This window comes from Campylobacter coli, from assembly GCA_039516895.1.
In the GTDB taxonomy this organism is placed as follows: domain Bacteria; phylum Campylobacterota; class Campylobacteria; order Campylobacterales; family Campylobacteraceae; genus Campylobacter_D; species Campylobacter_D coli_B.
The window spans coordinates 1,262,840-1,278,650 of sequence record CP154437.1 but is presented as its reverse complement, the minus strand read 5'-3'; the positions used below and the strand labels follow the sequence as shown (position 1 = coordinate 1,278,650).

Genomic DNA, 15,811 nt, shown 5'->3' with positions numbered 1-15,811 from the left:
GATAAAAAATGAGTATATTGGTTAATAAAAATACAAAAGTAATAGTTCAAGGTTTTACAGGTAAAGAAGCAACTTTTCATGCAGAGCAATGCATAGCTTATGGTACAAATATAGTAGGAGGAGTAACTCCTCATAAGGGTGGTCAAACTCATCTTGGCAAGCCTGTTTTTGATACAGTTGCGGATGCAGTTAAGGCTACGGGAGCTGATGTAAGTTTGATTTTTGTTCCTGCTTTTGCTGTGGGTGATAGTGTAATCGAGGCAGCGGATGCGGGTATTAAGCTTGCTGTTGTAATTACAGAACATACTCCGGTTAAAGATATGATGTTTGCCAAGCAGTATGCAAATAAAAAAGGTATGAAAATTATAGGACCAAATTGCCCAGGAATCATTACTTCTGAAGAATGCAAATTAGGCATTATGCCAGGCTTTATCTTTAAAAAGGGTTGCGTAGGGCTTATTTCAAAAAGTGGAACTTTAACTTATGAAGCAGCTAATCAAGTAGTTCAAGGTGGGTATGGAATTTCAACAGCAGTAGGAATTGGTGGCGATCCTATCATAGGACTTGCTTATAAAGAACTTTTAAGTGAATTTGAAAAAGATAACGAAACAAAAGCTATTGTTATGATAGGGGAAATCGGCGGTAGCTTAGAAGTAGAAGCAGCAAAATTTATTAAAGAAAATATTAGCAAACCTGTGGTAGCATTCATTGCGGGAGCGACTGCGCCAAAAGGTAAAAGAATGGGACACGCAGGAGCTATAGTAGGTAGTGCTGATGAAAGTGCTGCAGCTAAAAAAGAAGCGTTAAAGTCTTATGGAATTCATGTAGTGGATTCTCCAGCTTTAATCGGTGAAGAAATACAAAAAATATTAGGCTAAAAAAGGAAAAAGATATGAGTATAGCAGCTCCAAAAGATACCCCTGTTTGGGTAGATGAGCATAGATGTAAAGCTTGCAATATCTGCGTTAGCTATTGCCCTGCAGGGGTTTTAGCTATGCGCGATGATGTTCATGCGGTTTTGGGACAAATGATAGAGGTTGTACACCCTGAGTCCTGTATAGGTTGTACTGAGTGCGAAACACATTGTCCAGATTTTGCTATTATGGTGGCAAAAAGAGATGAATTTAAATTTGCCAAACTGACTCCAGAGGCTAAAGATAGAGCCGTAGCAGTAAAAAATAATAAATATAAAAAATTAGCATAGGAAAGACAATGAGAGAAGTTATAGCAACAGGTAATGTTTTAATTGCAAAAGCAGCAATTGATTGTGGATGTAAATTTTTTGGGGGTTATCCTATTACACCAAGTTCTGAAATTGCACATGAATTAAGCCATATGCTTCCTGCAAATGATGGAACTTTTATACAAATGGAAGATGAAATTTCAGGTGTGAGTGTGACTATCGGTGCTGCTATGAGCGGTGTAAAATCAATGACTGCAAGTAGTGGTCCTGGAATTTCACTAAAAGCAGAGCAAATCGGTCTTGCGTTTATCGCTGAAATTCCACTTGTTATCGTAAATGTTATGCGTGGTGGTCCTTCAACAGGTCTTCCAACAAGGGTGGCTCAAGGAGATTTGTTTCAAGCAAAAGCACCTACTCATGGGGATTTTGCCAGTGTAGCTATCGCACCAGCGAGCCTAGAAGAAGCTTATACAGAAACCATAAGAGCGTTTAATTTAGCTGAAAAATATATGACTCCTGTGTTTTTACTTATGGATGAAACTGTAGGGCATATGAATGGTAAAGCGGTATTACCTGATTTAAAAGATATAGAAATTATTAACCGTAAAAAATTCACAGGCGATAAAAAAGATTATAAACCTTATGCGGCGGGCGAAAACGAACCTGCAACACTCAATCCATTTTTTACTGGCTATCGCTATCATGTAACTGGACTTCATCATGGAGATATAGGTTTTCCAACAGAAGATGGCGCTATAGTTAAGAAAAACATAGAAAGACTTATAGGTAAAATTAAAAATAACCAAGATGATATTTGTACTTATGAAGAGTATATGCTTGATGATGCTGAATTTTTAATTATAGCTTATGGAAGCGTAAGTCGTTCTGCCAAAGAAGCTATCAATAGGCTTAGAGAAGAAGGTATTAAGGTAGGACTTTTCCGCCCTATCACGCTTTATCCTGTAGCTGAAAAGAAAATTGCTGAAGTAGTAAGCAAATTTAAAAAAGTAATGGTAAGCGAATTAAATATGGGACAATATCTTGAGGAGATTGAAAGAGTAAGTTCTCGTCGCGATTTTATTAGCTTACATCGTGCAAATGGCCGTCCTATAACACCTAGCGAAATCATTGCTAAAGTAAAGGAGAATATATAAAATGGCATTTAATTATGATGAATATTTAAGAACTGATAAACTTCCTACTCAATGGTGTTGGGGTTGTGGTGATGGTGTAGTTTTAAAATGTATTATCCGTGCGATAGAAAAGCTGGGTTGGAATATGGACGATGTTTGTCTTGTTTCAGGTATAGGATGTAGCGGTAGAATGAGCTCTTATGTAAATTGCAATACCGTGCACACTACTCATGGTAGAGCTATTGCTTATGCGACAGGCATAAAACTAGCCAATCCTAGCAAACATGTTATTGTAGTAAGTGGTGATGGCGATACTTTGGCAATTGGTGGAAATCATACTATACATGGATGTCGTAGAAATATAGATTTAACTCATATTGTAATCAATAACTTTATTTATGGGCTTACTAATTCCCAAACTTCTCCAACTACTCCAAAAGGTTTTTATACAGTAACTGCGCAATTTGGAAATATTGATCCAAATTTTGATGCTTGTGAATTAACTAAAGCTGCTGGAGCTTCTTTTGTAGCAAGAGGAAATGTTATTGAGGCAAATAAATTAGAAAATTTAATTTATAAAGCTTTAGCACACAAAGGTTATAGCTTTGTTGATGTTTTCTCAAACTGCCATATTAACCTAGGTAGAAAAAATAAAATGGGTGAAGCAGTGGCTATGCTTGATTGGATTAAAAATCGTGTTGTGGATAAGTCTAAATTTGAAAGTATGGATTTTGAAGAAAGAAAAGACAAATTCCCAACAGGTGTTTTATATGAAGATAGCACGCAGCCAGAATATTGTCATGCTTATGAAGAAGTGCGTCGTGCAGCCAAAGAAAAAAGAATGGTTGATTTAGGAGCCTTAAAATGAAATATCAATTAAGATTTGGTGGTGAGGGTGGTCAAGGTGTTATCACCGCAGGAGAAATTTTAGCTGAAGCAGCGATCAAAGAAGGTCGTCAAGCTTTTAAAGCTTCAACTTATACTTCCCAAGTGCGTGGAGGTCCAACTAAGGTTGATATTATCATTGATGATAAAGAAATTCTTTTTCCTTATGCAGTAGAGGGCGAAGTAGACTTTATGCTTTCAACTGCAGATAAGGGTTACAAAGGCTTTCGCGGTGGAGTAAAAGAGGGTGGTATCATAGTTGTAGAGCCGAATTTGGTTCATCCTGAAAGCGAAGATTATAAAAAATGGCAAATTTTTGAAATTCCTATCATTACTATAGCTAAAGATGAAGTAGGTAATGTGGCTACTCAATCAGTTGTTGCATTGGCTATTGCCGCTTATATGAGTAAATGTATTGATTTGGATATTCTTAAAGAAACTATGCTTCATATGGTTCCAGCTAAAACAAGAGATGCAAATTCTAAAGCTTTTGATTTAGGTGTTAAATACGCACAAGAAACTAAAGCTCATTCTTAAATAAATTTGGGTTTATTCCCAAATTTATTGCTTCTTAAAATAAATTTTTAAACTTTTTCATTTTTTAATTTAGCTACTTTTAACGATTAAAATTTTATAATCAAAAACATATTTATTAAGGAAATTCAATGGATATTTTTGACGAAATGTTTAATAAAACTCCTAAGGAAAAATTTATAGAAATTATACAAAATGGAAATTTAGGAGCCTTAGAAAAAGTATTTGAAAACTTTTTTGCTGATCATATTGCTATGATCGAGCTTTTAGAAAAACAAGGTTTCAATGAAATGGATGTGAAAAGCTTTATACTTGAAAATGGAGATTTTATTCAAGAAAGGCAAAATGACCTTTTTATAGAATTAGGTGCTAAAATTTTAGGACATGAGGGCTAATGAGCATTAGGCTTTTGGTTTTTTTTGCTTTGATGGCAAATTGTATTGTTTTAAATGCTGCTCCTGTTTTTGATTATACATATAAATTTACACTTAAAAAAGATGAGAGAGCTAGCGTGGAGATTAAAGAGCTTGGTTATGATAATGGGGTTCAAAATTTCGATTTTTATTGGACTTTGTTTGATAATACCAATATAGTCGTTCATTCTAAATTTCGCAAATATCCGCGTCAATTTGTGATGAGTTTAAGAAGAAATTTGGACTGGGTAACTCAAACTTTAATTCCTGATTATAAAAATCCACATATTGATAGAGCAAGACTTATTTTAGAATTTAGCGAATACAAAAAAGGCGAGGCAATTTTTACTGTGTATATAGAAGATAAGGATTCTAGACTTGAAGTGAAATTTCTTGATCCAAGAAAAATGCAATTAACAAATCCACCTCAAAATAATCAAGTAGTGCCTATGATAGATTTTAATGAGCCTCAAGTAAAACCATTAATACAACGAGAAAATACCACAAACTAAATTTGAAGGATATAGGGTGCAACCAATAGATGATTTGATAAAACAATATTTGCAAGAGCTTGATTATGAGCCTGTTTTAACTATGCTTGCTAATACCAAATCAGGCAAAAAATTGCGTTCAAAGTTACTTTTAGCAATTGCAGGAGAAAATGCAAATTCTTATAAAATTTGTGCCGCAATAGAACTCATACATTTAGCAAGTTTGTTGCATGATGATATCATAGATGAAAGCAAATTAAGACGCGGTGCAAAGTCTGTTAATGCTGAATTTGGTACAAAAAACGCCCTTATGCTTGGAGATATTTTATATTCAAAAGCTTTTTATGAATTGAGCCAACTAGATGCTTGTTTTGCAAGTATTATTTCAGATGCGGTTGTTAAGCTTGCTGTGGGCGAGCTTATGGATGTTGAGCTTAGCAAAAGTTTTAATGCAGATAAAGATAAATATCTAAAGATGATTTATAATAAAACCGCAGTTTTAATCGAAGCAAGTGCAAGGTGCGGGGCTATTTTGGCAAATTTAGATGAAAAAGCTTTTGGGGAATATGGCAAAAATTTAGGCCTTGCATTTCAAATGATTGATGATATTTTAGATATCAAGGGTGATGAAAAAACCCTTGGTAAACCTGCTATGAATGATTTTAAAGAGGGTAAAACCACTTTGCCTTATATTTATCTTTGTGAAAATTTAAATGATGAGGATAGGACCCAATTAAAGAATTTGTTTCAAAAAGATTTAAACAATGATGAAAAAACATGGATGCAAATAAAATTTGAAGAAACAAAAGCTTTAAATAAAGCTATATCGGAAGCTAAAGAATATGCCCAGCAAGCAGCATTAGCCATAAAAGATTTTTCTAATGAAAAACTCCAAGGTATAATTCAAGCTATGATAGATAGGGATTTTTAATGTATTATTGTATATCTTTTACTCATAAAAATACAGATATCTCTTTAAGAGAGAGATTGAGTTTTTCTGATGAGGCGAAAAAAAATGAATTTTTGAGATTGCTAAGCATTCATGAAAATATTGAAGAATGCTTGGTTATAAGCACTTGCAATCGTGTAGAAATAGTAGCTTACGTAAAAGAAGCTTGTGCAGAATATATCATCAAATCCTTAGCTTTATTGTGCAATGTAGACAAAGAAAGCTTGGTTCAAAAAGCCGATATTTTCGAAGATAGCGGAGCTATTCATCATCTTTTTTCAGTTGCAAGTTCGCTTGATAGCTTGGTTGTTGGAGAAACACAAATTGCAGGACAATTAAAAGATGCTTTTGCTTTTGCTTTAAAAAATAATTTTTGTGCAGTACATCTTTCAAGAGCAATTCACAGTGCATTTAAATGTGCAGCTAAGGTTCGCAATGAAACTCAAATTTCAAAAAATCCTATTTCTGTTGCTAGCGTGGCAGTAGCCAAAGCTAAAGAACTTTTGCCTTTAGAGGGAAAAAGTGCTATCGTTATAGGTGCAGGTGAGATGGGAGAGCTTGCAGCCAAGCATTTAATCGCTGCTGGAGCTAGGGTTATAATATTAAACCGAGATATAGAAAAAGCCCGTATTCTTTGTGAGAGATTAGGTGTTTTAAGTGAGTGCGATAGTTTAAATAATTTAAAAAAATATCTTGATGAATACGAGCTTTTTTTCTCAGCTACCAATGCTTCAAGTGCTATTATTACAAATTCTTTAATCGATGAGGTTTCTCATAAGAGATATTTTTTTGATATTGCTGTACCGCGAGATATTGATGTCAGTGAAAATGAAAAAGTATCCGTTTTTGCAGTTGATGATCTTGAAGTTGTCGTGCGAAAAAATTTGGCTTTAAGAGAACAAGAAGCGCGTATGGCGTATGGTATCATCGGGCGTGAGACGGCAGAATTTTTTAGATATTTAAATGATTTAGCTTTAACTCCTATTATCAAAGCGATTCGCTTGCAAGCAAAAGAATGTGCTAACAAACAGCTTCAAATCGCTTTAGATAAAGGATATTTAAAACATTCTGATGAAGAAGAGGCAAGAAAATTAATCCATCAAGTATTTAAGGCTTTTTTGCATACTCCAACTATAAATTTAAAGCATCTACAAGGGAAAATGCAAAGTGATACAGTGATTAATGCTATGCGTTATATTTTTGCTTTAGAAAACAATCTTGAAGGTTTAAATCAATACGCATGTGAATTTAATATGGAGAATAATGATGAAATTTAGCAAATTATATGCACCAAGTCTTAAAGAGGCTCCAAAAGATGCGACTTTACCGAGTCATATTTTTTTAACACGTGCTGGTTTTGTTGAGCAAATCGGTAGCGGGCTTTATAATTTTTTACCTTTGGGAAAAAAAGTATTGGATAAAATTCGCACCATTGTTAAAGAAGAAATGGATAAAGCAGGGGCACAGGAAGTAAGCTTGAGCTTTGTGACTCCAGCAACTTTATGGCAAGAAAGTGGGCGTTATAATGTTTTTGGTAAAGAGCTTTTGCGTTTTAAAGATAGAAAAGAAAATGATTTTGTTCTAGGTCCAACGCATGAAGAGGCTATGCTTTCTTTGGTAAAAAATAAAATCACATCTTATAAACAACTTCCCTTGCATTTGTATCAAATAGGGCTAAAATTTCGCGATGAAGCAAGACCAAGATTTGGGCTTTTAAGATGTCGTGAATTTTTAATGAAAGATGGCTATAGTTTTCATGCAAATGAAGAAGATTTAACGCGTGAATTTGATTTGATGTATAAGACTTATTCTCAAATCTTACAAAGAATGGGCTTAGAATTTAGAGCTGTTGATGCCGATAGTGGAGCGATTGGTGGAAGTGGTTCTAAAGAATTTATGGTTTTGGCAAAAAATGGCGAGGACGATATTTTAATTTGTGAAAATTGTGATTATGCTGCAAATGTTGAAGCTGCAATTAGAGCCAATAAAACTTGCGATGAAGAGCGTCCTGAGGCAAATTATGCAAGTAAATTTCACACTCCAGATGTTAAAACCATAGAAGCTTTAGCACAATTTTTCAAAATCAATGCTTTTTATACCATTAAAGCTGTAGTAAAAAAAGCTATTTACGAAAATGAAAATAAATTAGTTGTATTTTTTATACGCGGTTGTGATGATTTGCAAGAAACTAAAGCACAAAACGCTTGCAGTGCTCTTGAGCTTGTAGATGCAAGCGAAGAAGAATTAGAAAAAGCGGGATTGGTTGCAGGTTTTATAGGCTTTGTGGGTTTGAAAAATGTTGATTTTTATTTAGATAAAGAGCTTGAGGGCGAAAAACAAATGATAATGGGAGCAAATGAAAAAGATTATCATTTGATAGGCATTGATGTGGTTAATTTAAACAAGGATCGTTTTAAGGATTTGGTAGAAGTTAAAGAAAATGATTGTTGTGCTAAATGTGGTGGAAAATTAAGATTAAGCAAGGGTATAGAAGTAGGGCATATTTTTAAACTAGGGCAAAAATATTCTAAGGCTATGAATGCAAATTTCTTAGATGAAAATGGCAAAAGCAAGCCTTTTTACATGGGATGCTACGGTATAGGAGTTTCGCGCTTGCTTGCAGTAGCGATTGAGGCAAATCATGATGAGAAGGGTTGTATTTGGAATAAAACCTTAGCTCCTTTTACACTTGAAATTATAGTTTCAAACATCAAAGACGAGAAGTCTTTAGAATTTGCTACCAAGCTTTATGAGGATTTAAGCAATGTGGGCATTGAGGTTTTACTTGATGATAGAAATGAGCGTTTTGGGGTCAAGATGAATGATTTTGAGCTTATGGGCTTTCCTTATGCTTTGGTTGTGGGTAAGGGTTTAGAAAAGGATGAGCTAGAATTTATAGATAGAAAAACACTAGAGAAAAAAATTCTATCAAGTAAAGAAGCTTTTGATTTTATTAAAAAGAGTGTAGAATGAATTACAAGCTCAGCCTTAGTCCGCTTTTTTTATTAGAACTTGTTGCAAGTATTTTATTTATCGTATTTTTTGGTTTGGGAAATTTTTTAATTTTTATTTTGGCTAGTATGATTTTTGGAGTAATTTTGCTTGGAATTTTTTGGAAAAATATGCTTGAGTTTCGTATAAGTGATTTTAAAAATATGCTTACCCAGTTTGCTTTTATAATGGCGGCTTTTTTGTTTATCTTTCCAGGAATAGTAACGAGCATTTTTGGATTTTTTGTTTTATGTTTTGGCTTGATTTTTAACTTTGCCAAACCTAGATACAAAAGAAACTATAGGCAAAATAATACTTCTGATGAAGAAATTATCGATGTTGAAATCATAGAGGAGAAAAAATGAAAGAACTTGTCATAGCTACAAGAAAAAGCCAATTAGCTCTTTGGCAAAGTGAATTTATAGCAAATTTTTTAAGCAAAACTCATGGCATAGCAGTTCGTTTAGAAGGTTTTAAAACTAAAGGAGATGTGATCTTAGATAGTCCCTTGGCAAAAATAGGGGGTAAAGGGCTTTTTACCAAGGAGCTAGAAGAAAGTATGCTAAGAAATGAAGCACATTTGGCTGTGCATAGCTTAAAAGATGTACCAAGTTTTTTTCCTCAAGGTTTGGTTTTGGCTGCGATCAGCAAAAGAGAACAAAGCAATGATGCGATGTTGAGTCAAAATTATAAAGATTTTCTTTCTTTGCCAAAAGGTGCAAGGATTGGCACTACAAGCCTTAGACGCAAAATGCAACTTTTATTATTAAGACCTGATTTAGAAATTATTTCCTTGCGTGGCAATGTGAATTCTCGTATAGAAAAATTAAAAAATGGGGATTTTGATGCGATTATCTTAGCTATGGCAGGTATTAAGCGTTTGGATTTAGGTAAACAAGTGAATTTTGTTTATGCATTTAGCAAAGATGAGCTAATCCCAGCAGCATCTCAAGGGGCTTTGGGTATAGAGAGCATAGATGATGAAAAAATTTTAGAATTTTTAAAGTGTTTAAATGATGACAATGCTTTGATAGAAACTACCATAGAAAGAGAATTTATCGCTACTTTAGAAGGAGGATGTCAAGTGCCTATTGGTATTAATGCAGAACTTCTAAATGATGAGATTTGTGTGCGTGCCATACTTGGTTTGCCTGATGGTAGTGAAATTTTAAAAGAAAAAAGAATGATTAAAAAAAGCGAATTTAAAGGTTTTGGTGAGAGTTTAGCAAAGGAATTTATCGCCAAGGGAGCTAAAGAAATTCTGAAAAAAGCTGAAAGTATGATATGAAAGATTTTATTAAAATTCTAAAAGACAATGATTTGCTAAAAGTGTATGAAGAACCTGTAGATGTAGATCTTGAAATCGCCCATTTAGCTTATATAGAAGCTAAAAAAGGTGAAAATGGTAAGGCTTTACTTTTTAAAAATCCCGTAGATAAACGAAACAATAAACAATATAAATTTCCTGTTTTGATGAATGCTTTTTGTAATGAAAAAGCATTAAATTTGGCTTTTGGACGAGATTATAAAGAGGTAGCTGATGAAATTTCAAAGCTAACCAAACTTCATATTCCTACTAGTTTTAAAGCAAAAATAGATTTTTTTATGAATTTATTAAGTCTTAAAAATGTCCCACCCAAAAGATTAAAAGCAGATAAAGCTTTGTATGATTATGAGCTTTTAAATTCTCTTGAAGAACTTCCTATACTTAGGACTTGGGAAGAAGATGCGGGTAGATTTATTACTATGGGGCAAGTTTATACACAAAATTTGGATAAAACTCAAAATAATCTTGGTATGTATCGTTTGCAAGTTAGCGATAAAAATGAGCTTTTAATGCACTGGCAAATTCATAAAGATGGGGCAAATTTTTATCACGAGTATAAAAATGCTGGCTTTAAAAAAATGCCTGTAAGTATAGCCATAGGTGGGGATCCTCTTTATATTTGGTGTTCTCAAGCTCCTTTGCCTAAAGGAATTTTTGAACTTTTACTTTATGGTTTTATTAAAAAAACTCCAGCCAAACTGACACCTTGTGAAAATGGTATTTTTGTGCCTTATGATAGTGATATAGTGATCGAGGGTTATGTGGATTTAGAAGAATTTAAAATCGAAGGACCTTTTGGCGATCATACGGGTTTTTATACTCCTGCAGAGCTTTTTCCTGTGATGAAGGTAGAAAAAATTTATACCAAAAAAGAGGCTATTTATCAAGCAACCGTTGTGGGAAAACCTCCTTTAGAAGATAAGATTATGGGGCTTGGAACTGAAAGAATATTTTTACCCCTTTTGCAAACTTCAGTTCCTGATTTAATCGATTATAAAATGCCTGAAAATGGGGTTTTTCATAATCTTATCTTGGCAAAAATTGATGCAAAATACCCTGCTCATGCACAGCAGATTATGCATGCTTTTTGGGGAGTGGGACAAATGAGCTTTGTTAAGCATGCTATTTTTGTAGATAAGAAAGCCCCAAATTTAGATGATTATGATACATTAATACCTTATATTTTAAATCGTTTTAATGCAAATAAAATTTTAATTTCTGAAGGAATTTGTGATCAATTAGACCATGCTTCGCCTAATTCTTGCTTTGGAGGAAAGGCAGGGCTTGATGCTTGTGAAGAAACCATAGTAGAAGAGCTTGAAATTTTAGAAGATGAAAAATTATTAGAGCTTTTTAAAACCAAAATAGAGCTTGTTGATCTAAAGCAATTTTACAAAGAAAGTAAAAGTCCTATAGTTTGTATTTTGCTAGATAAAAAAGAAAAAATCGAGCAAAGTTTTGAAAAACTTTTGGAATTTAAAAAACATTTTAGAATTTTAGTATTTTTAGATACCAATAACAAACTCGAAAATCCTTATATGCTTGTATGGCGTGTGGTAAACAATATAGACGCTAAAAGAGATATTTTTATTAAAGCAGATAGAGTAGGGATTGATGCTACTGCTAAAGGCTTAGTGGAGGGTTATGAAAGAGTTTGGCCTAAACAAACTGATTGTACTAAAAGCGTGATTGAGGATTTGATTTTAAGAAATATTTTGGAAAATAACCCAGAACTTTTTTCAAAATTTGAAATTCTAGGCTAATTCTATCTTAAATTCAGCTTTTTGATAACTTTTGGCACACTTTTTGCTTGTTATTTTTTTGTAATGAAAAATAGATTTTTCTTTATAAAGTATTCATAAATTTATAATTTTGTCGATATAGCCTTTAAACAGCAATATTAAATTTTAAAAAGGATTTTAAAATGGAAATATCAAAGGCAAATGGGCAGTTAGATGCAGCTTTTGCGAATTTAGCTCAAAGAGCAAGTGGAGCGCATCAAACTAATTCAGATATTCAAGCTGGAGGAAATCAAAGCCAAGGAGGCGATGATAAACAGCAAGGAAATTTGAACAATAAATTGACAGATATTGTGCGAAAATTAAATGAGCAAATGGATTCGCTAGATACTAATGTCAGATTTGGATATAGCGATAAAATTGATTCAATGTATATAAGCGTGACAGAGAAAAGTACCGGAAGAGAAATTCGTCAAATTCCTAGCGAAGAAGCTATGAGATTGGCTGAATATTTTAGAGATGTAATCGGTATGATTTTTGATAAGGAGAGTTAAAATGGCATTTGGTAGTTTATCAAGTTTGGGATTTGGATCAGGGGTTTTAACACAAGAAACTATAGATAAATTAAAAGAAGCAGAGCAACAAGCTCGTGTTAATCCTTATACTACAAAGATTGAAGAAAATACAACAAAACAAAAAGACTTAACAGAGATTAAAACTAAACTTTCTACTTTTCAAAGCGCGGTTTCTTCTTTGGGAGATGCTACTGCTTTTGCTAAGAGAAAGGTTGTGGCAAGTATTACAGATAATCCTCCTGCAAGTCTTACAGCTACTTCGGGTGTGGCCTTGCAAAGTATGAATATCAATGTCACTCAACTTGCACAAAAAGATGTTTATCAAAGCAAAGGCTTAGCAAATGATACAGGGTTTATCAATGCAAGTTTAGCAAGTGCTACAAATTTAACCTTTTTTTCTAAAGGTAAAGAATACACCGTAACCATAGATAAAAATACAACTTATAGTGATTTAGTAGATAAAATCAATAGTGCTACAGGTGGAGAAATAGTAGCTAAAATGGTAAATACAGGCGAAAAAGACACTCCATATCGTTTAACTTTGACAAGCAAGGAAACAGGCGAAGATAGTGCTATAAGTTTTTATCCAGGTGCGAAAAATGGCAATGGAAAATATGAAGTAGATAGTAATGCAACAGAAGTATTTAAAAGATTAGGATGGAATCTTGATGAAACAGCTTTAAGTGATAAAGATTTTGATCCTGCTACAAGTAAAAAAGGCGTAGGCATTATAGATAATGCTGAAAATCCTTTGCATATCCAACAAGCTCAAAATGCTAATTTTACCATGGATGGCATTAAGATGACAAGATCGAGCAATACTATTACCGATATTGGTGTAGGAATTACTCTGACTTTAAATAAAACGGGTGAAATTAATTTTGATATTCAGCAAGATAGCGAGTCTATCACTCAAGCTATGCAAGAAATGGTTGATGCTTATAATGATTTAGTTTTAAATCTTAACGCAGCAACCGATTATAACAGCGAAACTGGAACCAAAGGATCTTTACAGGGTGTAACTGAGGTAAATTCTATACGTTCAAGTATTGTTTCGATACTTTTTCAATCTCAATCAGTGGATGGAACAGTAGAAGATGCTAATGGTAATAAAGTAAGCGCTAAGGTTATGCTTTCTTTGCAAGATTATGGTTTAAGCATGACAGAATCAGGAACTTTAAATTTTGATTCTTCTGCCTTTGAAAGCAAGGTAAAAGAAGATACAGCTATGGCCGAGAGCTTTTTTTCAGGCATTACTCAATATAAAGATATAAATCATACAGGAGAGTTGATTAAAGAGGGTAGTCTCAGTCAGTATTTAAGTACAACAGAAGATGATGGTAAAGGTATAGATTTCGAATCGGGCAAATTTCAAATTGTAAGTGATTTTGAAACCTATGATTTGTCTAAAAATGCCGATGGAACAGCTTTTAAGTTAAGTGGCACAACAGAACAAGAAATGCTTCAGAAATTAGCTGACCATATCAATAGTAAAGGGATTGAAGGTTTAACTGTAAAGGTTGAATCTTATAATCAAAATGGAGAAAAAGGTTTTAAGCTTAATTTTAAAACAGATGGGAATGCTGACTTTGCGATTAAAGGGGATAATAATTTTCTTAAGCAATTTGGCTTGAGCCAAGTTTCTATAGCAGCTGAAGCTGTTGAGGGTGCAGGTGTTTTTGCACAGCTTAAAACAACCTTGCAGGGTATAACAGGAACTGATGGTTCTTTAACAAAATATGATGAAAGTTTAACCAATGATACAAAAGCTCTTACTGAATCAAAAGAATCAGCCCAAAAACTGATAGATACTAGGTATGAAACTATGGCAAATCAATGGTTGCAATATGAAAGTATTCTAAATAAGCTTAATCAACAACTCACTACTGTTACAAATATGATTAATGCAGCAAATAATTCAAATAATTAAGGATAAATCATGCAAAATAATTTAGCCTACAATGCTTATTCTCAAAATCAAGCGGGGATAGAATCTCCGCAAAAACTTATCGAAATGCTTTATGAAGGAATTTTGCGTTTTTGCTCAAGGGCTAAAGTAGCGATAAGAAACGAAGATATAGAACAAAGAGTGCATTTTGTAAAAAGAACTACGGCTATTTTTATAGAGCTTATCAATACTTTAGATTATGAAAAAGGTGGCGAAGTGGCTCATTATCTTAGCGGTCTTTATACAAGAGAGATTCAACTTTTATCTTTGGCAAATTTAGAAAATAATGAAGCAAGGATTGATGAGGTTATCAATGTAACTAAAGGCTTGTTAGAAGCTTGGAGAGAAGTGCATAGTAATGAAGCAATGGCTTAGTGATTTTAAACTCGCGCTCATACAAGAGGATGTTAATAAGCTTGAAGGCTTGCTAAATACACTTGATTTAAAAAAAATGCTTGAAGATCTTGCAAGAGATTTTCAAAGTGATGAGTTAAAAGATAAACTAAATGATAATTTAAGTCAAGTTAAAGCACTTTTACAAGAAGCGGTTGTTTTAATAAGTGAAAAAAAGAATTCTAAAGCTTGTGAAATTCAAAAAATTCAAAAAGCTTTAAAATATTTCAAAGATTAAAATTTTTAAAGCATAGCGATAAGCCGAGTTCTGTCTAGAATGCTCATTTATCTAGTTTTGTTTTCGCAAACAAAATCAAGCGAAGGGTTAAAATAAAGACCTTAACCATCCCTTCTTGCTGCACATTGGGTTTACATAGCCGAAATTGTTGCCAAAATCGCTGGTAAGCTTTTACCTCACCGTTTCACCTTTTCCACTTTCGTGGTAGTTTTCTTTCTGTTGCACTGTCCCTTAGGTCGCCCTAGCCATCCGTTAGATGGAATGTTTGTCTTTTGCAGCTCGGACTTTCCTCTTCTTTTTAAAGAAGCGAGCATTTACTATGCTTTAAAGCTAAATTCTAACAAAAAAATGCTTATTTTATTATCAATTATATTGTGATATCAAATAATTTTTGTTAAAATTATAATTTATTTTTAATATAAAAAGGAAAATTTATGGCATCTTATTCAATGGGTGATTTAAAAAAAGGGCTTAAAATCGAAATCGATGGAATTCCTTTTAAAATAGTTGAATATCAACATGTAAAACCAGGAAAAGGTCCTGCTTTTGTGCGTATAAAAATCAAATCTTTTATTGATGGTAAGGTTTTAGAAAAAACTTTTCACGCAGGAGATAAATGTGAAGCTCCAAATTTGGAAGAAAAAACCATGCAGTATCTTTATGACGATGGTGAAAATTGCCAATTTATGGATACAGAATCTTACGAGCAAGTTGCAATCAGTGATGAAGATGTAGGGGAAGCAAAAAAATGGATGCTTGATGGTATGATGGTAGATGTACTTTTTCACAACGGCAAAGCTATCGGCGTGGAAGTTCCGCAAGTTGTAGAACTTAAGATTGTAGAAACAGCTCCAAATTTTAAAGGCGATACTCAAGGTTCAAACAAAAAACCTGCTACACTTGAAACAGGTGCAGTTGTACAAATTCCTTTTCATGTTTTAGAGGGTGAAGTTATACGCGTTGATACAGTGCGCGGGGAGTATATTGAAAGAGCTAATAAATAAATATCAAA

General features: G+C 33.5%; 18 protein-coding genes and 1 other RNA gene. 18 read left to right on the top strand and 1 reads right to left on the bottom strand.

The window, feature by feature from the left end; translation table 11 throughout:
- Positions 1-8 precede the first annotated feature (8 nt).
- The 17 genes from sucD (at position 9) to AAID94_06340 (ending at position 14,799) form a co-directional block, all read left to right on the top strand.
- Positions 9-878 (top strand): succinate--CoA ligase subunit alpha, encoded by an 870-nt coding sequence (gene sucD / locus AAID94_06420; GenBank protein ID XAK23474.1) that lies wholly within the window; start codon positions 9-11, stop codon positions 876-878.
- Positions 879-892: 14 nt separating this feature from the next.
- The gene (locus tag AAID94_06415) at positions 893-1,204 is read left to right on the top strand and encodes a 4Fe-4S binding protein (GenBank protein XAK23473.1); all 312 of its coding nucleotides are present in this window, start codon (positions 893-895) and stop codon (positions 1,202-1,204) included.
- An 8-nt stretch (positions 1,205-1,212) separates the two neighbouring features.
- A complete protein-coding gene (locus tag AAID94_06410) occupies positions 1,213-2,337 on the top strand; it encodes a 2-oxoglutarate synthase subunit alpha (GenBank protein ID XAK23472.1) in 1,125 nt (374 codons plus the stop codon).
- A gap of 1 nt (position 2,338) precedes the next feature.
- Complete coding sequence (locus AAID94_06405) at positions 2,339-3,184, top strand: 2-oxoglutarate ferredoxin oxidoreductase subunit beta (GenBank protein ID XAK23471.1); 846 nt, start codon at positions 2,339-2,341, stop codon at positions 3,182-3,184.
- Complete coding sequence (locus AAID94_06400; GenBank protein XAK23470.1) at positions 3,181-3,738, top strand: 2-oxoacid:acceptor oxidoreductase family protein; 558 nt, start codon at positions 3,181-3,183, stop codon at positions 3,736-3,738. Before AAID94_06405 ends, AAID94_06400 begins: the two co-directional genes overlap by 4 nt.
- A 128-nt stretch (positions 3,739-3,866) precedes the next feature.
- The gene (locus AAID94_06395) at positions 3,867-4,130 is read left to right on the top strand and encodes a DUF2018 family protein (GenBank protein XAK23469.1); all 264 of its coding nucleotides are present in this window, start codon (positions 3,867-3,869) and stop codon (positions 4,128-4,130) included.
- Entirely contained in the window at positions 4,130-4,660 is a 531-nt protein-coding gene (locus AAID94_06390) for an exporting protein (protein XAK23468.1), read from the top strand. The genes AAID94_06395 and AAID94_06390 overlap by 1 nt, the downstream gene beginning before the upstream one ends.
- Positions 4,661-4,676: 16 nt before the next feature.
- Positions 4,677-5,570, top strand: a complete 894-nt coding sequence (locus AAID94_06385) for a polyprenyl synthetase family protein (GenBank protein ID XAK23467.1) — start codon at positions 4,677-4,679, stop codon at positions 5,568-5,570.
- Complete coding sequence (hemA, locus tag AAID94_06380; GenBank protein ID XAK23466.1) at positions 5,570-6,865, top strand: glutamyl-tRNA reductase; 1,296 nt, start codon at positions 5,570-5,572, stop codon at positions 6,863-6,865. Before AAID94_06385 ends, hemA begins: the two co-directional genes overlap by 1 nt.
- Positions 6,852-8,561, top strand: coding sequence for a proline--tRNA ligase (locus tag AAID94_06375; protein XAK23465.1), 1,710 nt, complete (start codon positions 6,852-6,854; stop codon positions 8,559-8,561). Before hemA ends, AAID94_06375 begins: the two co-directional genes overlap by 14 nt.
- On the top strand, positions 8,558-8,944 hold the full coding sequence (locus tag AAID94_06370; GenBank protein ID XAK23464.1) for an integral memnbrane protein: 387 nt from the start codon (positions 8,558-8,560) through the stop codon (positions 8,942-8,944). Before AAID94_06375 ends, AAID94_06370 begins: the two co-directional genes overlap by 4 nt.
- Entirely contained in the window at positions 8,941-9,867 is a 927-nt protein-coding gene (gene hemC / locus AAID94_06365; protein ID XAK23463.1) for a hydroxymethylbilane synthase, read from the top strand. Before AAID94_06370 ends, hemC begins: the two co-directional genes overlap by 4 nt.
- A complete protein-coding gene (locus tag AAID94_06360) occupies positions 9,864-11,669 on the top strand; it encodes a menaquinone biosynthesis decarboxylase (GenBank protein ID XAK23462.1) in 1,806 nt (601 codons plus the stop codon). Before hemC ends, AAID94_06360 begins: the two co-directional genes overlap by 4 nt.
- A 161-nt stretch (positions 11,670-11,830) precedes the next feature.
- Positions 11,831-12,199, top strand: a complete 369-nt coding sequence (locus AAID94_06355; protein XAK23461.1) for a FlaG family protein — start codon at positions 11,831-11,833, stop codon at positions 12,197-12,199.
- Between the two features lies 1 nt (position 12,200).
- Complete coding sequence (fliD, locus tag AAID94_06350; protein XAK23460.1) at positions 12,201-14,150, top strand: flagellar filament capping protein FliD; 1,950 nt, start codon at positions 12,201-12,203, stop codon at positions 14,148-14,150.
- 9 nt (positions 14,151-14,159) lie between these two features.
- Positions 14,160-14,543 carry a flagellar export chaperone FliS gene (gene fliS, locus AAID94_06345; protein XAK23459.1) on the top strand — a complete coding sequence of 128 codons (384 nt, stop codon included), beginning with the start codon at positions 14,160-14,162 and terminating at the stop codon, positions 14,541-14,543.
- Complete coding sequence (locus tag AAID94_06340) at positions 14,527-14,799, top strand: hypothetical protein (GenBank protein ID XAK23458.1); 273 nt, start codon at positions 14,527-14,529, stop codon at positions 14,797-14,799. Before fliS ends, AAID94_06340 begins: the two co-directional genes overlap by 17 nt.
- A gap of 3 nt (positions 14,800-14,802) precedes the next feature.
- Here the strand turns inward: AAID94_06340 and rnpB are convergent.
- An RNA gene (rnpB, locus tag AAID94_06335) (RNase P RNA component class A) lies at positions 14,803-15,125 on the bottom strand.
- A 108-nt stretch (positions 15,126-15,233) separates the two neighbouring features.
- On the opposite strand from rnpB, the gene efp reads away from it, so the two are divergent.
- Entirely contained in the window at positions 15,234-15,803 is a 570-nt protein-coding gene (efp, locus tag AAID94_06330; GenBank protein XAK23457.1) for an elongation factor P, read from the top strand.
- Positions 15,804-15,811: the final 8 nt, after the last annotated feature.

Excerpts from the sequence above, each read along its gene's own strand:
- fliD (XAK23460.1), top strand. The coding sequence starts at position 12,201 with ATGGCATTTGGTAGTTTATCAAGTTTGGGATTTGGATCAGGGGTTTTA.
- fliS (XAK23459.1), top strand. The coding sequence starts at position 14,160 with ATGCAAAATAATTTAGCCTACAATGCTTATTCTCAAAATCAAGCGGGG.
- AAID94_06400 (XAK23470.1), top strand. The coding sequence starts at position 3,181 with ATGAAATATCAATTAAGATTTGGTGGTGAGGGTGGTCAAGGTGTTATC.
- AAID94_06360 (XAK23462.1), top strand. The coding sequence starts at position 9,864 with ATGAAAGATTTTATTAAAATTCTAAAAGACAATGATTTGCTAAAAGTG.
- AAID94_06375 (XAK23465.1), top strand. The coding sequence starts at position 6,852 with ATGATGAAATTTAGCAAATTATATGCACCAAGTCTTAAAGAGGCTCCA.
- AAID94_06410 (XAK23472.1), top strand. The coding sequence starts at position 1,213 with ATGAGAGAAGTTATAGCAACAGGTAATGTTTTAATTGCAAAAGCAGCA.
- AAID94_06370 (XAK23464.1), top strand. The coding sequence starts at position 8,558 with ATGAATTACAAGCTCAGCCTTAGTCCGCTTTTTTTATTAGAACTTGTT.
- AAID94_06390 (XAK23468.1), top strand. The coding sequence starts at position 4,130 with ATGAGCATTAGGCTTTTGGTTTTTTTTGCTTTGATGGCAAATTGTATT.
- sucD (XAK23474.1), top strand. The coding sequence starts at position 9 with ATGAGTATATTGGTTAATAAAAATACAAAAGTAATAGTTCAAGGTTTT.
- AAID94_06395 (XAK23469.1), top strand. The coding sequence starts at position 3,867 with ATGGATATTTTTGACGAAATGTTTAATAAAACTCCTAAGGAAAAATTT.
- AAID94_06355 (XAK23461.1), top strand. The coding sequence starts at position 11,831 with ATGGAAATATCAAAGGCAAATGGGCAGTTAGATGCAGCTTTTGCGAAT.
- AAID94_06415 (XAK23473.1), top strand. The coding sequence starts at position 893 with ATGAGTATAGCAGCTCCAAAAGATACCCCTGTTTGGGTAGATGAGCAT.
- hemC (XAK23463.1), top strand. The coding sequence starts at position 8,941 with ATGAAAGAACTTGTCATAGCTACAAGAAAAAGCCAATTAGCTCTTTGG.
- AAID94_06405 (XAK23471.1), top strand. The coding sequence starts at position 2,339 with ATGGCATTTAATTATGATGAATATTTAAGAACTGATAAACTTCCTACT.
- efp (XAK23457.1), top strand. The coding sequence starts at position 15,234 with ATGGCATCTTATTCAATGGGTGATTTAAAAAAAGGGCTTAAAATCGAA.
- AAID94_06340 (XAK23458.1), top strand. The coding sequence starts at position 14,527 with ATGAAGCAATGGCTTAGTGATTTTAAACTCGCGCTCATACAAGAGGAT.
- hemA (XAK23466.1), top strand. The coding sequence starts at position 5,570 with ATGTATTATTGTATATCTTTTACTCATAAAAATACAGATATCTCTTTA.